16 protein-coding genes are annotated in these 17,277 nt (G+C 62.4%); 10 read left to right on the top strand and 6 right to left on the bottom strand.

The window, feature by feature from the left end:
• The first annotated feature begins 1 nt into the window (after position 1).
• The 3 genes from potA to RAM80_RS16075 are packed head-to-tail and all read left to right on the top strand — an operon-like array spanning position 2 to position 2,945.
• Positions 2-1,144, top strand: a complete 1,143-nt coding sequence (gene potA, locus RAM80_RS16085; protein WP_416421487.1) for a polyamine ABC transporter ATP-binding protein — start codon at positions 2-4, stop codon at positions 1,142-1,144.
• Positions 1,141-2,058: an ABC transporter permease subunit gene (locus tag RAM80_RS16080; RefSeq protein ID WP_416421486.1), complete on the top strand. Its 918-nt coding sequence runs from the start codon at positions 1,141-1,143 to the stop codon at positions 2,056-2,058. The genes potA and RAM80_RS16080 overlap by 4 nt, the downstream gene beginning before the upstream one ends.
• A complete protein-coding gene (locus RAM80_RS16075; RefSeq protein WP_416421485.1) occupies positions 2,055-2,945 on the top strand; it encodes an ABC transporter permease subunit in 891 nt (296 codons plus the stop codon). Before RAM80_RS16080 ends, RAM80_RS16075 begins: the two co-directional genes overlap by 4 nt.
• Before the next feature lie 62 nt (positions 2,946-3,007).
• Here the strand turns inward: RAM80_RS16075 and RAM80_RS16070 are convergent, their stop codons facing one another.
• The 4 genes from RAM80_RS16070 to RAM80_RS16055 form a co-directional block, all read right to left on the bottom strand.
• On the bottom strand, positions 3,008-5,383 hold the full coding sequence (locus tag RAM80_RS16070; RefSeq protein ID WP_416421484.1) for a penicillin acylase family protein: 2,376 nt from the start codon (positions 5,381-5,383) through the stop codon (positions 3,008-3,010).
• A gap of 109 nt (positions 5,384-5,492) precedes the next feature.
• Positions 5,493-5,762, bottom strand: coding sequence for a bacteriocin immunity protein (locus RAM80_RS16065; RefSeq protein ID WP_416421483.1), 270 nt, complete (start codon positions 5,760-5,762; stop codon positions 5,493-5,495).
• On the bottom strand, positions 5,759-8,059 hold the full coding sequence (locus RAM80_RS16060; protein WP_416421482.1) for an S-type pyocin domain-containing protein: 2,301 nt from the start codon (positions 8,057-8,059) through the stop codon (positions 5,759-5,761). The genes RAM80_RS16065 and RAM80_RS16060 overlap by 4 nt, the downstream gene beginning before the upstream one ends.
• Positions 8,060-8,213: 154 nt before the next feature.
• Positions 8,214-8,780 (bottom strand): DUF6436 domain-containing protein, encoded by a 567-nt coding sequence (locus tag RAM80_RS16055; protein ID WP_416421481.1) that lies wholly within the window; start codon positions 8,778-8,780, stop codon positions 8,214-8,216.
• 96 nt (positions 8,781-8,876) lie between these two features.
• Between RAM80_RS16055 and RAM80_RS16050 the strand changes: the two genes are divergently transcribed.
• Complete coding sequence (locus tag RAM80_RS16050; protein ID WP_416421480.1) at positions 8,877-9,800, top strand: alpha/beta hydrolase; 924 nt, start codon at positions 8,877-8,879, stop codon at positions 9,798-9,800.
• A gap of 201 nt (positions 9,801-10,001) precedes the next feature.
• Here the strand turns inward: RAM80_RS16050 and RAM80_RS16045 are convergent, their stop codons facing one another.
• Positions 10,002-10,766: a DUF2059 domain-containing protein gene (locus RAM80_RS16045; protein ID WP_416421479.1), complete on the bottom strand. Its 765-nt coding sequence runs from the start codon at positions 10,764-10,766 to the stop codon at positions 10,002-10,004.
• A 142-nt stretch (positions 10,767-10,908) separates the two neighbouring features.
• On the opposite strand from RAM80_RS16045, the gene RAM80_RS16040 reads away from it, so the two are divergent.
• From RAM80_RS16040 to RAM80_RS16030, 3 genes are all read left to right on the top strand, one after another.
• The gene (locus tag RAM80_RS16040) at positions 10,909-11,541 is read left to right on the top strand and encodes a 2OG-Fe(II) oxygenase (protein ID WP_416421478.1); all 633 of its coding nucleotides are present in this window, start codon (positions 10,909-10,911) and stop codon (positions 11,539-11,541) included.
• A gap of 1 nt (position 11,542) precedes the next feature.
• Entirely contained in the window at positions 11,543-12,037 is a 495-nt protein-coding gene (locus tag RAM80_RS16035) for a DUF523 domain-containing protein (RefSeq protein ID WP_416421477.1), read from the top strand.
• Positions 12,038-12,220: 183 nt separating this feature from the next.
• The gene (locus tag RAM80_RS16030; protein WP_416421476.1) at positions 12,221-12,658 is read left to right on the top strand and encodes a DUF4399 domain-containing protein; all 438 of its coding nucleotides are present in this window, start codon (positions 12,221-12,223) and stop codon (positions 12,656-12,658) included.
• Between the two features lie 61 nt (positions 12,659-12,719).
• Here RAM80_RS16030 and serA read toward each other — a convergent pair whose 3' ends face one another.
• Complete coding sequence (gene serA, locus RAM80_RS16025; RefSeq protein ID WP_416421475.1) at positions 12,720-13,949, bottom strand: phosphoglycerate dehydrogenase; 1,230 nt, start codon at positions 13,947-13,949, stop codon at positions 12,720-12,722.
• Positions 13,950-14,122: 173 nt separating this feature from the next.
• Between serA and RAM80_RS16020 the strand changes: the two genes are divergently transcribed.
• The 3 genes from RAM80_RS16020 (at position 14,123) to RAM80_RS16010 (ending at position 17,235) form a co-directional block, all read left to right on the top strand.
• Complete coding sequence (locus RAM80_RS16020; protein WP_416421474.1) at positions 14,123-15,517, top strand: FAD-binding oxidoreductase; 1,395 nt, start codon at positions 14,123-14,125, stop codon at positions 15,515-15,517.
• A gap of 18 nt (positions 15,518-15,535) precedes the next feature.
• Positions 15,536-16,201 (top strand): fumarylacetoacetate hydrolase family protein, encoded by a 666-nt coding sequence (locus RAM80_RS16015; protein WP_416421473.1) that lies wholly within the window; start codon positions 15,536-15,538, stop codon positions 16,199-16,201.
• Positions 16,202-16,308: 107 nt separating this feature from the next.
• Entirely contained in the window at positions 16,309-17,235 is a 927-nt protein-coding gene (locus RAM80_RS16010; protein ID WP_416421472.1) for an SdiA-regulated domain-containing protein, read from the top strand.
• Positions 17,236-17,277: the final 42 nt, after the last annotated feature.

Here is a 17,277-nt window from a genome sequence, read left to right as displayed (position 1 = left end):
AATGGCAGTTGCCTCCGGTGCCTATAAGAAAGCCCTCGAGGGCGATCAGCAACCTAAACAGGTGCTGGTCAAAATCGACCGGGTCACGAAGAAGTTCGACGAGACGATTGCAGTCGACGACGTGTCGCTGCAAATCAACAAGGGCGAGATCTTTGCCCTGCTCGGCGGCTCCGGCTCGGGTAAATCCACCCTGCTGCGCATGCTGGCCGGCTTCGAGCGGCCAACCGAGGGGCGTATCTACCTCGATGGCGTGGACATCACCGACATGCCGCCCTACGAGCGGCCGATCAACATGATGTTCCAGTCGTACGCGCTGTTCCCGCACATGACCGTGGCGCAGAACATCGCCTTCGGCCTCAAGCAGGACAAGATCCCCGCGGCCGAGATCGACGCCCGCGTGGCCGAGATGCTCAAGCTGGTACAGATGAGCCAGTACGCCAAGCGCAAGCCGCACCAGCTGTCCGGTGGCCAGCGCCAGCGCGTGGCCCTGGCCCGTTCGCTGGCCAAGCGCCCGAAGCTGCTGCTGCTCGACGAGCCCATGGGCGCCCTGGACAAGAAACTGCGTTCGCAGATGCAGCTCGAGCTGGTGGAGATCATCGAGCGCGTCGGCGTGACCTGCGTCATGGTAACCCACGACCAGGAAGAGGCCATGACCATGGCCCAGCGCATCGCCATCATGCACCTGGGCTGGATTGCCCAGATCGGCAGCCCGATCGACATCTATGAGACGCCGACCAGCCGCCTGGTCTGCGAGTTCATCGGCAACGTCAACCTGTTCGAAGGCGAAGTGGTGGACGACGCCGAAGGCCACGCGCTGATCCACAGCCCGGAGCTGGAGCGCAACATCTACGTAGGCCACGGCATCAGCACCTCGGTGCAGGACAAGCACATCACCTACGCCATCCGCCCGGAAAAGCTGCTGGTGACCGTCGAGCCGCCCGCCGGCGAGTACAACTGGTCGCGCGGTAAAGTACATGACATCGCCTACCTGGGCGGCCACTCGGTGTTCTACGTCGAGCTGCCGTGCGGCAAGCTGGTCCAGTCGTTCGTGGCCAACGCCGAACGCCGTGGCGCGCGCCCTACCTGGGGTGACCAGGTCTACGTGTGGTGGGAAGACGACAGCGGCGTGGTACTGCGCTCATGAACAAGAAACTGACCCGTGCCTTGCAACGAATAACCCCCGGCGGCCGCCAGTTCGTGATTGGCGTGCCGTTCCTGTGGCTGTTCCTGTTCTTCATGCTGCCGTTCTTCATCGTCTTGAAGATCAGCTTCGCTGAAGCAGACGTGGCGATCCCGCCGTACACCGAGATCTACACCTTCGTCGACCAGAAGATCCAGTTGCTGCTGAACCTGGGCAACTACGCGATGCTGGGCGACGACGACCTGTACATCTCGGCGTACCTGGGCTCGCTGAAAATGGCCTTCTTCAGCACGCTGCTGTGCCTGGTGATCGGCTACCCCATGGCCTACGCCATCGCCCGCGCCCGCAAGGAAGCGCAGACGGTGCTGTTGCTGCTGATCATGATGCCGACCTGGACCGCTATCCTGATCCGCGTCTACGCCTGGATGGGCATCCTCAGCAACAATGGCCTGCTCAACGCCTTCCTGATGTGGACCGGCCTGATCGACCAGCCGCTGCAGATCCTCAACACCAACCTGGCGGTGTACATCGGCGTGGTCTATTCGTACCTGCCGTTCATGATCCTGCCGCTGTTCGCCAACCTGGTGAAGCATGATCCAAGCCTGCTGGAAGCCGCATCGGACCTGGGTTCGAGCACTTTCAACAGCTTCTGGAAGATCACCGTGCCGCTGTCGAAAAACGGCATCATCGCCGGCTGCATGCTGGTGTTCATCCCGGTGGTCGGCGAGTTCGTGATTCCCGAGCTGCTGGGCGGCCCGGAAACCCTGATGATCGGCCGCGTGCTGTGGCAAGAGTTCTTCAACAACCGTGACTGGCCGGTGGCATCCGCCCTGGCGGTGGTGATGCTGGCGATCCTGATCGTGCCGATCCTGCTCTTCAACCGTAGTCAGGCCAAAGAGATGGAGGGCAAGGCATGAAGCGTTTCAGTTTTTCCAACCTGATGCTGGTACTGGGCCTGCTGTTCATCTACCTGCCCATGGTCATCCTGGTGATCTACTCGTTCAACGCCTCCAAGCTGGTAACGGTGTGGGGCGGCTGGTCGGTGAAATGGTACGTGGGCCTGGTGGACAACACCCAGCTGGTGAGCTCGGTGGGCCGTTCGCTGGAAATCGCCTGCTACACCGCCATTGCGGCAGTGGCGCTGGGCACCCTGGCGGCGTTCGTGCTGACCCGCGTCACCCGCTTCAAGGGCCGCACGCTGTTCGGCGGCCTGGTGACCGCGCCGCTGGTAATGCCCGAGGTGATCACCGGCCTGTCGCTGTTGCTGCTGTTCGTGGCCATGGCCCAGTCCCTGGGCTGGCCTGAAGAGCGTGGCATCGTCACCATCTGGATCGCCCACACCACGTTCTGCGCCGCCTACGTGGCGGTGGTGGTGTCGGCCCGCCTGCGCGAGCTGGACCTGTCCATCGAAGAGGCGGCCATGGACCTGGGCGCGCGGCCGTGGAAGGTGTTCATGCTGATCACCATCCCGATGATCGCGCCTTCGCTGGCAGCGGGCGGCATGATGTCGTTCGCCCTGTCGCTGGACGACCTGGTGCTGGCCAGCTTCGTGTCGGGCCCTGGCTCCACGACGCTGCCGATGGAAGTGTTCTCGGCGGTGCGCCTGGGCGTGAAGCCGGAGATCAACGCCGTGGCCAGCCTGATCCTGCTGTCGGTGTCGATCGTCACCTTCCTGGTGTGGTACTTCACCCGCCGCAACGAAGAGCGCCGCAAACGCGCGATTCAAGCTGCAATCGAAGAAGCCGCGGCCGATGGCTGGAAACAGCCTGACCCGCGTCGCGCGCAACAGCCAGTGGCTGCTTGAGTGCCCTGACGCGGCCTTTGGCCGCTGCTACAGACCCGTAGCAGCGGCCGCAGGCCGCGTCCCTACCTCCCAGGCACCAACTCCAGGGTGCTCACCGTGCCCTTCGCCACATCCCCCTCCTGCAACAACGCCTGCCGGTATTTCCCCTCGCTGTAGTCTTTCGCCTGGTCGCCATAGTGCGCATCGAACAACACACCGCTTTGCCCCACAGGGTTGATGGTGTGCGCGTGCGCCGGGTCGGCGAAGTCGATGACGCGCCGGGTGGACGGCCCATAACTCACTTTCCACGGCGCCGGGCCCAGCTTCGCTGATTGGTTGTTGGGCACCTCATGGCTGCCCGGCATGGCGAACGGCCCGACATTGAACAGCCGGTCCAGTGGCTGCTGCATACCCAGCGGGTGTTCGTGGGTGAGGGTGTGCGCCTTGCCCCATTGCCACTGGTTCGGGTCCTTGCCCAGCGTGCCTTTGAGGTGGTCGACCGCCACGCGCCAGGCCATGCGCACGATGTCGGCACGGTTCTCACGCTCGGCCGAGCTGCGGTCGTCCCACCAGGGCGAGTCCGGGTCCGCAGCCAGGCGGGGCAGGGCGAAGTCCAGGTCGCGGGTGGACAGCAGGGTTTCGAACATGGCGTTGCCCAGTTCGTCGTGCATGGCTGCGTAGGTGAGGTCGTAGAGGAATTCGGTGAACAGCGTGGCGCTGGTGGAGTCCAGCGGGTAATCGCCCTGCCACTGCGCCAGTTGCTCGACCAAAGCCTTTTCGCCAGGGTCAGTGACCACCTGGCGCAGCACTGGCAGCAATGGCGTCAGCACGCGCTGGGCGTAGCCGGTGCGGGTACCCAGTTGCAGCGCTTCGGTGTGGGCGGCGTCCCACTTCACCCCAGGTGAGCTGAGCTGGCTGAACAGCTGCTGGCCGCGGTCGGCCAGGTTGTAGTAGCCGGGGATGGCGATGCCAGTGGGCGACAGCGGCTGGAAGTTGGCCGAGACGATGAAGCCCCGGGCCGGGTTTTCTTCCTGGGGGTTGGCGCTGAACGGGTAGAAGCCCAGCTTGTCGGCCTCGGCGGTGCTGCCGTCGAGGATGAACTGCGGCTGCACCCCGGCCGGGCGGATGGGCAACTGCGCCGCGGCCCACCAGCCGATGTCGCCGCGGGCGTTGGCCCACATCAGGTTCAGGCCCGGCGACTGGATCTTCGCCGCGGCGCTGCGCATCTTGTCCAGGGTGTCGGCGCGGTTGACCTCGTAGAAGCCCAGCAGGATCGGGTTCTCCGAGGCCAGGAACGACCACCACATGGCAATCGGCGTGCTGGGCGCGACCTTGCCCAGGGCGTCGTTGACGATGGGGCCGTGGGGCGAGCGGCGCAGGGTGATGGTGACCGGCGCCTGGCCCTTGACCGCGATCTGCTGGGTGCTGCTCTCAAGGTCGGCCCACTGGCCGTGGTACCACACCTGGCTGGGGTTGGCCGGGTTGACCTTCTCGGCCACCAGGTCCAGGTCATCGTTCTGGAACATGGTCAGGCTCCAGCCGAAGTCCATGTTCTGCCCCAGCGCGGCGAAGGGGTTGAGCGGCTGGTGGTAGCCGTACAGGTTGAAGCCGGGGGCCGACAGCTGCGCCTCGTACCACACCGCCGGCACCGAGAAGCGGATGTGCGGGTCGCCGGCCAGTATCGGCTTGCCGCTGGCGGTGTGGCTGCCGGCGATCGCCCAGGCGTTGCTGCCTTCGAACTGCGGCAGGCCGGCCTGCTCCAGGGCCTGGTGGCTGACCTGGGCCAGGGTGTCCAGGCTCTTCCAGTCGCTGGCGGTGAGCGGCAGCACGCCCTGGGGGTGCCAGTCCAGGTCGAAGATCTTCAGGTAGCGGGGCCCCAGCTGGTCGCGCACGTAGGTGAGCAGGGGTTCGGTGCGGAACGCCGCGGCAAAGCTGTAGGCCATGTAGCCGGCGACGCTGAACGTGTCCTGGGCGGTAAAGGGCCGGGGCTGGATGCCCAGCACGTCGAACTCCATGGGCCGCGGGTGCCCGGCCTGGTACTGGTTCACGCCGTCCAGGTAGGCCTGCAGCGCCTGCCAGGCGGGCGACTGCTGGTCCTGGCGGGCCACGTACACCTCGGCCTGCTCGCGAATGCGCAGGCTGCGGAACAGGGTGTCGGTGGCGAGCAGCTTGGGCCCCAGCACCTCGGCCAGCTCGCCGCGCGCCAGGCGCCGCATGATCTCCATCTGGAACAGCCGGTCCTGGGCCTGCACGTAACCCAGGGCGCGGTACATGTCCTGCTGGTTCTGCGCCTGGATGTGCGGCACGCCGCGGTCGTCGTAGCGCACGCTGACCGGTGCGGCCAGGTGGGCGAGGGCGATCTCGCCGCTGCGCTGCGGCTGCTTGGAATGAACGTACCAGGCGCCACCGGCCGCAGCGGCGGCGATGAGCACGGCAAGGGCGGTGAGGCTGCGTTTCATTGGAAGTCCTTGTTCTCTACTCGACAGGAACAGTGGCGGACGAGAGGGGGAAGGGCAAGTGAAGAGTGGAGGGCAAACAGGCCATCAATGGGATTGATGGCCCCAAGAGTCATGCAGTTTTGAAGCCGGGTTTACCCGCCTCGGCACGGTAGCGTTTAACCTCATCGAGAATGCCCTGCGGGGAGTCTTCTCTATCAGGCGGTGGATAGAAAATTACATTGGTTCCCTCAGGGTGTTCAGTGATGGCCTCGAAGTGAAGAGCGAATTTCTCTGAAAACTCTAGATACTCTTCGTCGTCTATCGTTCGGTCGAAAAGTTTTTCAATCAGTGCTAAAAATTCGGCTTCCGTGTACTCTTCTAGCTTATGGGTTAGCTTCATCTGATGCTCCTTGTTTTGGCGATGTGTCTTTTAGGTGTCATCACTCTTAGGTTGTCCATGTCATAGACCGCCCCTCCATATTGGATTTCCATGACATGGTCAATTTCGAATGTTATTCGGCTACCAACGCGTTCTGTAGGGATCGAGAAAGGTGCGCCGCCCTTAGTCATGCGCGCTAAGTTTGATTCTGAAAACTGTTTGGACAATATTGGGTCATTAGCAATTGCTCTCCAGAAATTTCCGCGAAAATCATCAAAGCTATTAAATCTGCGGTTTCTTAGCTGTTCGGCGATGTTTGCGGGAATTGGAGCCCCCTTTTCCAATGACTCTGGCCCCAACCAAAGCCCACTGACCGTTTGACCCTGCCCGCTCGCGACACCTACCTCATACCTTGCCCCCCTGACCGACAGGTATATGCTCGGGAGGCCGGATTTCGCCGGGAAGACAAGAATGTAATCGTCAAATTCAATATCTTCAATGGCCGGATGTGAAAGCTTCGAGCCCTCTGGAAAAATCTGGATGTCGCCCGCATAGGGTTTGATGGGCGGAACGAAAATTGAGGGGTTGTCGGGTGAGTAAATATGGGGCTTTCGGGTGGGGTGCCAGTAAATCGTATGGCCGGCGGGCCCATCGGTAGTAAATTTGTAACCTCGTTTTTTTGGGTCCCATTTCGGCCGTCGAATTCGGATTTCTTTTCTGAGTTGCTCGCCGTCAACTTTGGTTACAAAAATTTCTGATAGGTCTCCATTTGTACGGGAGCCTATTCGGTAATCCAGTTCCGGAATTCCAGATGGCAGCCCTACCTTGAGGGTCACGTCCAGGTTCGAATCGATATGGGCTAGCGGAACTGCAATGGCGAAACGATCCCCGTTCCCAAGTTTGGTGCTGTACAGCATGAGGCTTGCAAATAAGGCTGCTTTACTTGCAGCTTCCAGCGCCATTTCTGCAATTATGCCGCGCAACGCATCCGAGATGGCTGGAAGCGCGAGCCTGAACGATTCGACCGCCCTAGGTGAGGCGGCAAGAAACTGTGTGCTTGATAATGCGCTGATAGTGCTGGAGAAGGTTGAAGGTTTGACAATGGGTACGGCCCGCGCAATTTCAAACAAACGCTCCTGCTCTATATAGGCGTCATGAACAGCTTGTAAGCCCTTCCGTTGCAACTCTTGAAAACGCTGGTTATAAGCGCGCAGGAAGGCTTCATCGTTTTTGATCAGTTTTTCCGTTGTGTTTAATAATTTTCTTGCCTGTCGTAGCGTTGTCGGCATGACAGGGCCATGTGCTGTGTTTTCGATCAACTTTCTAAGGTCTGGCAGCAACGTAAGTCGGCGCGCCTGATGCGTGGCTAGTTTTCCTGACGCCCGTGTGTTGGTGTCTATTAGACTCAAGATGCGTTTGATCGGTAGATCCAGTTTGTGCGCCTGCTCTTCCGCAAAAATATCAACTACGGTGGGGCGCTGGTTGGCCCAGTTTACCGAATTGCTCAAGCTCTTTTGGAAGCCCAGTGCACCGCCTTGCTCCACCCGCATCAGCTCTATTGCATTTTCGGAGACTTGCAGGCGCGCTTTAAATATCTCGTCACGTGCCGACGTCTGTTCCGCCACCAACTTGCGTTTCAGTCTTAGGCGCTCTGCAGCTTGGCTGGCTTCTTGTGCTTCTTTTTGCCTTTTTTCTTCATCCTCTTTGGCCAGGGTTTCCAACCGCTGGCGCTCGGTAGTCAAGCGTGTGGACAGTTCTGACAGGTGTTCGATGGACGCTTCGATTCGCCTTGCTTCCAGCGCGGCACTGTAAGAATCTTTCCAATCACTGATCGCTTGGAAATGACTGTCGCGGGCAGGCACTGTGTGGGCGAACGTCTCGAAATTCTTGCCAATTGGGTCAGTACCGTAATAACTCAGCGCCCGCTGGTGCTTGATCGGCAACATTGCCCGCTTTTCCGACAGCAACCGGTCAGTAGCGGAGAGGCGCCGACTGACGTCCTGGATGTCAGGAAAAGGATTTGAGGGGCCTGCAAGTGAGTTGATTTCCTCGCGTATCAACTCGGGCAGTCGGTAGGTGTTCAGGTGGTTGTAGTGTTCTATTTCCTCAGCGGCTTCTTTGAACTCATTTTGCAGTTGAACATCAATGATCGTTAATCCCTGTTTTTCTTTGGCTACATAAAAAATAGGAGGGGGGTAGTATTGGTATCCGGGATAGCCGCCATACGAAAATGATGTCGGAAAGTTCCAGTTCGTTACGGGTGTATAACGTGGTGCGGATATATGAGAGGGCGCAAGGTTGATGCGGTTTGTGGACATACAGAAGACTCCTTGTCTGTGTGCCCACAATTTAAATCGCGCAGGGATCCCATCTGCCGTGCATGTTTATATGTAAGAAGTAGTTTTTGGCAGGCACATGCAAGCACTCTAAACAAAGAGGTCCGGGTAGTATTTAGCTATGTGGGATTTGGTGTTATTGCTGCCAGGGGCAGTAACAGCCGACAGCAAACATATGGGTTGCCTGTACGGTAAGACCGGTATCGAGGGCTTTTAAAATCGGCTCGATGAAGCTATTGCTGGAACTGCAGACCGCCCCCTCGCTGTAGGGGCCGAAGTAAGCAAGCTTTCCCGCGCGGTCCCATATGGCGACAGCCGGGCTGGCAGAAATACGGTCGCTTCCTGGCAGGTCGGGCAGGGAAGTAATACCCAGGCTTCGTGGCAAATTTCCGCGGCTGGATTGCCGTTGCACGGAGTAGAAGCGCACGCCTTTCGCAGCAAATTGCTCCGTCAACTCTGCCAAATGTTGCTCGTTGACTACGTTGCACGGGCACGCCGGGTCCCAGAAGTGCACCAGGCGAATGGGGCCGGGGCCGGCCAGGGCGTCGGGCAGTTTCAGGGCGTCGCCTTCGAAAAGCGTGGCGTGTTCGCTGAACACACGGATATATCGGCCCTGGAACCAGTCATATGCAGTCCACAGGGTGAGCCCGCAGATCAGTGCCAGGAGGGTGAGGAACAGGGTTTTGCGGCGCGAGGCAGGCATAGAGGCTCGGTCCGGGACAGGACGCCTAGCTTGCCATGCCCAGCCATACAGATGAATATCAGGGGTGTGTTTATTCGCTTTCAGCTGCGAGACCTTATGCCCGCGACATTTCGGCCGGATGCGCTACGCGCCAGCCTCAAACCCCTGGCCGCGCGTCAGCCCTTGTCTGCCGAAGCCCAGGCCTACCAGGCCTTCTACGGCATAGACCTGCCGTGCGAGCGCTGGCTGGGCCGTTTCGAAGCGGTGGGCTACGAGCTGGTGAGCCAGGTGTGGCTGCCGCCGGCGCCGGTGGCCACGCTGTTTCTGTTGCACGGCTTTTATGACCACATGGGCCTGTACCGGCACGTGATCCGCTGGGCGCTGGACCATGGCTTCGCGGTGATCTCCGCGGACCTGCCCGGGCATGGCCTGTCCAGTGGCGAGCGGGCGCGCATCGACGACTTCGAGGACTACCAGGCGGCGCTGTTCGCGCTGTTCAAGGAGGCCGGCAGCCTGGGCCTGCCGCAGCCCTGGCACCTGCTGGGGCAGAGCACCGGCGGCGCCATCGTGCTCGACCACCTGCTGTACCACGGCACCACCAGCCCGGCCCAAGGCCAGTCGATCCTGCTGGCGCCGCTGGTGCGGCCGCGTGGCTGGGGCTGGTCGCAGGTCAGCTACCGGCTGCTGAGCCCGTTCGTCAAAGGCATCGCCCGGCGTTTCAGCGAAAACACCAACGACCCCGATTTCATGCCGTTCCTGCAGGCCGACCCGCTGCAACCCGTGCGCCTGCCCACGGCCTGGGTGGGCGCGCTGGTGAACTGGGTGCCGCGCATCGAAGCGGCGCCCAGCAGCTCGCGTTCGCCGTTGATACTGCAGGGCGATGCCGACATGACCGTGGATTGGGAGCACAACCTGGGGGTGTTGCAGCGCAAGTTCCAGGCGCCGCAGGTGCTCATGTTACCGGGCGCGCGGCACCACCTGGCGAACGAAGTGGCGCCGATTCGCGAGCGCTATTTCAGCTTTATCGACGCCAACCTCTGACAGCGCCGGGCACGGCGTTGCGGGTAACGCTGTACGGGGGGGGCGTAGCAGCAACTGTATTGAAATCGCGTCGCCTGCATCGCGACTAAAGTCGGCTCCTACGCCGTCCGAGGTAGGAGCCGGCCTTGGCCGCGATGCAGGCGACGCGGTTCATGGGGTAGACGCATTCGCGTAGCAGCTGCCGGAGGCTGCGTCCGGCGGCTACGGGGTTTTGCGTGGGTTCAGGCTTGAGGTGCTCTGGCCCACGGCCAGGCTCGCGCGCACGGCGGCCAGGGCGGCCTGGTAATACGCGTGGCCGTCGGGGGACTCGGCGAAGTTGGCGAACTCTTCCAGCTCGGGGTCGGACAGGTCGCGGTACACGTACAGCAGGGTGTTATCCAGGTCGTTGCCGATCTGTGCCATGAGGCGCTGGCGCTGGCCGTCGAGCATGCCCTGGGCCTGGTCGCTACCCAGCAGGCCGGGGATCATCTGGCTGAGGCTGTCGGCAGCGACGCCGGCGATGGCCAGGCTCACTTCGGCGCCGGCCTCGCGGGCGGGCAGGGCGCGTGACAGGTGGCCGATGATCAGCGCGCGGGTGTCGCTGGCGGTCATGTGCGGCAGGCCCTGGGCGTTCTTGGCCAGCTGGTCGCGGCGGGTGGCCAGCAGTTCGGCGGCCACCACCTTGCGCCCCAGCGGCGACTGGAAGAAGGCCAGGGCCGGGTTCGGGTCGGCCAGGGTCTGGCGCAGCCTGGCCTCGGCGCGCTGGTCCATGGCCTGGGGGGCGAAGCGCTGGTCACTGTTGTTGACCAGGGCCTGGAAAACCGCGGGGGGCAAACTGTTCTGGTAGCGCTGCTGGGCCGCTTTAAGGGCGTCGGTGAAATGCGCCCGCTGCTCCGGCCAGCCGGCGACCTTGTACAACTGGTCGTGACTGTCTGCCCACGCGGGCAGGGCGCAGCACATGATCAAAAGGAAAAACAAACGGCGCATCAGGGACTCCTGTCGGCAGGCCGCCATTGTCCTTGGCCGGGCGGGGTCTTGTCGAGAATTCGTATCAGCCGGCGCAACATAAACGACGTGCTGCAGCCAGGGGGCCAAGTGGCTCTGTCGGTTTTGCGGGCACATAGATACTATGCGCGGCATGCAAATATCCTCTGATCATCCGCTGCTGTTACGTATCGTCGACGACCTGGCCGAGCGCGGCTGGTCGCAGCAAGACATCTTCCTGCCACAGGCTTTGACCCGTGAGCTTGCGGCCGAGTGCCGCCGACGTGCCGTGCAGGGCGAGCTGGCGCCTGCGGCGGTTGGGCGGGGGCCGGCCCAGGAGATTCGCGAAGGCATTCGCGGCGATCGCATCCAGTGGCTGGAGCCGGGGGACTCGGCCCCCAGCGACCGCTACCTGGAGCTGATGGACGCCCTGCGCGAGGCCCTGAACCGCGGGCTGTTCCTGGGTTTGGAGGATTTCGAATGCCATTTCGCGCTCTACCCGCCGGGTGCCTTCTACCGCAAGCACGTCGACCGCTTCCGCGATGATGACCGGCGCATGGTTTCGGCCGTGGTCTACCTCAACGACGCCTGGGTGCCGGAGCATGGCGGCCAGCTGCGCATGTACCTGGAAGAAGGACGCGAGCACGACGTGGCGCCGGTGGGTGGCTGCCTGGTGGTGTTCCTCTCGGGCGAGGTGCCCCACGAAGTGCTGCCCGCCGCCCAGGACCGCCTGTCGCTGACCGGCTGGTTCCGCCGCCGTGGCAACGAGCCGTTCTGACATGCACAAGATCCTGGTCAGCCGTTGCCTGCTGGGCCACCGCGTGCGCTACGACGGCGGTGCCAGCGGGCCGTTCGACCAGCTGGACCTGTGGCTTGCCGAGGGCCGCATCGTCGGCCTGTGCCCGGAAGTGGCCGGCGGCCTGCCCACCCCACGCCCTGCAGCGGAGATTCCCGGCGGGCAGGGCGTGCAGGTGCTGGAAGGCCAGGCCCGCGTGCTGACCCAGGCGGGCGAGGATTTCACCGAGGCGTTCATGCGCGGCGCGCAGCTGGCGCTGGAGGCCGTGCGCCGGCACGGCATTCGTATCGCGGTGCTCAAGGCCAACAGCCCGTCGTGCGGCAACCTGCTGACCTACGACGGCAGTTTTACCGCCACCAAGGTCACAGGCGAGGGCGTGACGGCGGCGTTGCTGCGCCGTGAAGGCGTGCAGGTGTTCAGCGAGCTTGAATTGGCTGAGGCTGACAAGGCTTTGAAAGCCATCGAAATGGCTGGCTGATTACCTGTGGGAGCTGGCTTGCCAGCGAGATTTTGTTCCGCTCCAACAGCTCGCTGGCAAGCCAGCTCCCACACCCCGGTTTGCATGAAACATGCTTTCGGGGGCGCATTCCAGAGCGCCCAAGTGGGTTATTTCGTCTAAGGTATTCCAGACAAAACCAGAACCGTTTCCTGGAGACCCCAAATGAAATCGCTATTTTCCCGCGCCGCCGTTGCCGGCCTGCTGATGGGTGCCTCGCTGCTGGCCACTGCCGATGACCTGAAAAGCGTCGAAGCCCCGGCGGGCGCCAAGGTGTTCATCGTTTCCCCAGCCGACGGCGCCACCGTCGACAAGACCTTCACGGTGAAATTCGGCATCGAAGGCATGAAGCTGGCCCCCGCTGGCGACCCCACGCCCAACACCGGCCACCACCACCTGCTGGTAGACGTCGACCAGCAGCCGCCAGCCAACCAGCCTTTGGCCGTGACTGACCACATCCTGCACTTCGGCAAGGCCCAGACCGAAACCACCCTGACCCTGGCCCCGGGCAAGCACACCCTGCAACTGCTGCTGGCCGACCGCTTCCACGTGCCGTTCAAGCCGGCGGTGGAATCGAAGAAGATCACCGTTACCGTGAAGTAGGCGTCACGGCAACAAAAAAAGGGAGGCCCGAGGGCCTCCCTTTTTCATGACGCAGGCTTGCTTAGAACAGTACGCGGCTACGGATGGTGCCGTTGATCTGTTGCAGCTTGGCCTGGGCCAGGTCCGAGTACTCGGCGTCGACGTCGATCACCACGTAACCGACTTTCTCGTTGGTCTGCAGGAACTGACCGGAGATGTTGATGCCGTTTTCGGCGAAGACCTTGTTGATCTCGCTCAGCACGCCCGGGATGTTCTCGTGGATGTGCAGCAGGCGGTGCTTGCCCGGGTGAGCCGGCAGGGCCACTTCAGGGAAGTTGACCGACGACACCGAGGTACCGTTGTCGCTGTACTTGACCAGCTTCTCGGCCACTTCCAGGCCGATGTTGGCCTGGGCTTCGGCGGTGGAACCACCGATGTGCGGGGTCAGGATCACGTTGTCCAGGCCACGCAGCGGGCTTTCGAAGATGTCGTCGTTGGAGCGTGGCTCCACCGGGAACACGTCGATGGCGGCGCCGATCAGGTGCTTGTCCTTGATGGCTTCGGCCAGGTGGTCCAACTCGACCACGGTGCCGCGCGCGGCGTTGATCAGGATGCCGCCCTTCTTGATGGCGCGGATTTCCTTCTCGCCCATCATCCACTGGGTGGCAGCGGTTTCAGGCACGTGCAGCGAGACGATGTCGGACATGCCCAGCAGCTCGGTCAGGCTGGCTACCTGGGTGGCGTTGCCCAGCGGCAGCTTGGTGATGGTGTCGTAGAAGAACACCTGCATGCCCAGGCTTTCGGCCAGTACCGACAGTTGGGTACCGATCGAGCCGTAGCCGACGATGCCCAGCTTCTTGCCACGGATCTCGAAGGAGTTGGCCGCGCTCTTGATCCAGCCACCGCGGTGGCAGGAAGCGTTCTTCTCCGGGATGCCGCGCAGCAGCAGGATGGCCTCGGCCAGCACCAGTTCGGCTACCGAACGGGTGTTGGAGTACGGGGCGTTGAACACGGCGATGCCGCGCTCGCGGGCCGCGTCCAGGTCAACCTGGTTGGTGCCGATGCAGAAGCAGCCGACAGCCACCAGCTTTTTCGCGCAATCGAAGAGCTCTTCGGTCAGCTGGGTGCGGGAGCGGATACCGATGAAGTGTGCATCGGCGATCTTTTCCTTCAGCTCGGCCTCAGGCAGCGCCTTGATGTGGTACTCGATATTCGTGTACCCGGCGGCCTTGAGGACGTCGACGGCGGATTGGTGGACGCCTTCGAGAAGAAGGAACTTGATCTTGCTCTTATCGAGAGAAGTCTTGCTCATCTGCGTAAACCTGTGTCCCGGAGAAAAAATGGCAGGGGGTATGAAGCGGGTCGCGAAACGGCGCCAAGCGCGGTTAGCGGGGGGCGTATGCTAGCATATCCCCCCCTTGATAAGCCCATCCCTGGGACGTGAAGTGTGCTCAGGGTGACTATGAATAGTTCGAGAGTTCTGCGATGACCCATCCTGCGTTTCTTGAAGAGCTTCAGACCCTGGTTGAACCCGGCAAGGTACTCACCGACGCCGATTCTCTCGAGGCTTATGGCAAGGACTGGACGAAACAATTCGCCCCGGCCCCCAGTGCAATCGTGTTCCCCAAGACCATCGAGCAAGTGCAGGCCATCGTGCGCTGGGCCAATGCCCACCAGGTGGCGCTGGTGCCGTCGGGCGGCCGCACCGGCCTTTCTGCCGCGGCCGTGGCAGCCAATGGCGAAGTTGTCGTGTCGTTCGACTACATGAACCGCATCGGCGCGGTGGATACCGTTGATCGGACCGTGGTCTGCCAGCCGGGGGTCATCACCAAGCAGTTGCAGAACCTGGCCAAGGACCACGACCTGTATTATCCGGTGGACTTCGCCTCTTCAGGTTCAAGCCAGATTGGCGGCAATATCGGCACCAATGCCGGCGGGATCAAGGTGATTCGCTACGGCATGACCCGCAACTGGGTGGCCGGCCTCAAGGTAGTCACCGGCAAGGGCGACCTGCTGGAGCTGAACAAGGACCTGATCAAGAACGCCACCGGCTACGACATGCGCCAGCTGTTCATCGGCGCCGAAGGCACCCTGGGCTTCGTGGTGGAAGCCACCATGCGCCTGGACCGGGCGCCGAAGAACCTCACCGCCATGGTGCTGGGTACCCCGGACTTTGACTCGATCATGCCGGTATTGCACGCGTTCCGCGGCAAACTGGATCTCACGGCGTTCGAATTCTTCTCCGACAAGGCGCTGGCCAAGGTCATGGCCCGTGGTGACGTGCCGCCGCCGTTCGCCACCGAGTGCCCGTTCTACGCGCTGCTGGAATTCGAGGCCACCACCGAGGAGGTCTCCAACGAGGCGCTGGCCACCTTCGAGCACTGCGTGGAGCAGGGCTGGGTGGTGGACGGGGTAATGAGCCAGAGCGAGCAACAGTTGGCCAACCTGTGGAAGCTGCGTGAGTACATCTCCGAGACCATCTCGCACCGCACCCCGTACAAGAACGATATCTCGGTGACCGTGGCGCAAGTGCCGGCGTTCCTCAAGGACATCGACGCGATCGTCAGCGAAAGCTACCCAGACTTCGAAGTGGTCTGGTACGGCCACATCGGCGACGGCAACCTGCACCTGAACATTCTCAAGCCCGAGGACCTGAGCAAGGAGGAGTTCTTCGCCAAGTGCGCGGTGGTGAACACCGCAGTGTTCGAGACGGTGCAGAAGTACAACGGCTCGATCTCGGCCGAGCACGGCGTGGGCCTGGTCAAGCGCGACTACCTGGACTACAGCCGCTCGCCCGCCGAAATCGACTACATGAAGGCCCTGAAGGCGGTGTTCGACCCCAATGGCATCATGAACCCAGGCAAGATCTTCCCGGTTTGATCAATCAAGGAGTCGGTCATGAGCTATCAGCATCAATACGTTGACGGTACCCGCATCCACTTCCCGGTGGGCAAGGTGGTGTGTATCGGGCGCAACTACGCCGAGCACGCCAAGGAGCTGAACAACCCGGTGCCCACCGAGCCGCTGCTGTTCATCAAGCCGGGCAGCTGCGTGGTGGCGGCCGAAGGCGGCTTCAGCATCCCCACCGAGCGCGGTTCGGTGCACTACGAGGCGGAAATCGCCGTGCTGCTGGGCAAGCCGCTGTCCACCAGGCCCAGCGAGGAAGAGGTGCTGGACGCCATTTCCGGCTACGCCCCGGCCCTGGACCTGACTCTGCGCGACGTGCAGAGCAAGCTCAAGGAGAAGGGCCTGCCGTGGGAGCTGGCCAAGGCCTTCGACGGCGCCTGCGTGCTGACGCCGTTCGTGGTGGCCAGCAGCTTCCCGGACGTGACCGACATCCCCGTACGCCTGACCATCAACGGTGAAGTGCGCCAGGACGGCAACAGCAACCTGATGCTCAACCCCATCGTGCCGATGATCCAGTACATGGCCGCGCACTTCTCGCTGCAGGCCGGTGACGTGATCATGACCGGCACCCCCGCAGGCGTGGGCGCGCTGAACCCTGGCGACCAGCTGGTGCTGGAGCTGCCGGGTGCCAGCCGCTTCGAGACGGTTGTTGCCTGATCGGCGCTTTTTGCACTTTTTTAACACGCCATTTGGATAATGCGGCTTAATCGCCTGGCGCGCCCCTTGCGCGCCAGGCTCGCCGCATTTTTCAGGAACCCCTCCACATGGCCGTATCCCCTTCCAATTCCTTGCCTGCGCCCTCGCGCAAGCCACGCCTGTTGCAGCGCTGGTACGTCTGGTTGTTGCTGGTGGTGGTGGCCTATGTGGTCGCCGCCGTCATGCACTGGGACGCCCGCGCCAAGCTGTGGGTGGTCGAGCGCCTGACCCCGCAGGCTGAACGCGACGCCGCCGTGTGGCTGCCGGACTACCACGCCTTCATCGACGGCAAGCTGCTGCCGGGCATGGAAAAGGACGAAGCCTCGGACCTGACCTACAACCCCGAGACCAAGACCCTGTTCTCGGTGATGGGCAAGAACGCCTTCCTGGTGGAGCTGAACCTGGAAGGTGACGTGCTGCGCAAGATGCCGCTTAACGGCTGGTCCAATCCCGAGGGCGTGGCCTACCTGAGCGGCGGCCGCATGGCCATTACCGACGAGCGCCAGCACCTGATGACCGTGGTGCAGGTGACCCCGGACACCAAGGCGCTGAACCTGGCGGACTGGCCGCAGTTCGACCTGGGGCCATCGGCCAACCAGAACAAGGGCTTCGAAGGCATCGCCTGGGACCCGCGCCGCGGCCAGATCCTGCTGGGCGAAGAGCGCCCGGCGGCGATGTTCACCCTCAAGAGCGATGCCGAGGGCAAATGGCAGGGTGACAAGGTGAAACTGGCCTACACCACGCTGAACCTGCGCAACCTGTCGGCGCTGGGCGTGGACCCGCGCACGGGCAACACCCTGGTGTTGTCGGCGGATTCGCACATGCTGCTGGAGCTGGACCCTACGGGCAAGCAGGTCAGCTTCATGACCCTGCTGGGCGGCATGAACGGCCTGAAAGACACCATCCCCCGCGCCGAGGGCGTGGCGATGGACGAAAGCGGGACTATCTACATGGTCAGCGAGCCGAACCTGTTCTACGTGTTTCGCAAGTTCTGAAGCCTGACGCGTAACATCCCGTAGCCGCTGCCGCAGGCTGCG

It is taken from the genome of Pseudomonas sp. App30, assembly GCF_047947025.1.
In the GTDB taxonomy this organism is placed as follows: domain Bacteria; phylum Pseudomonadota; class Gammaproteobacteria; order Pseudomonadales; family Pseudomonadaceae; genus Aquipseudomonas.
This window is presented reverse-complemented; position numbering and strand designations above follow the sequence as displayed.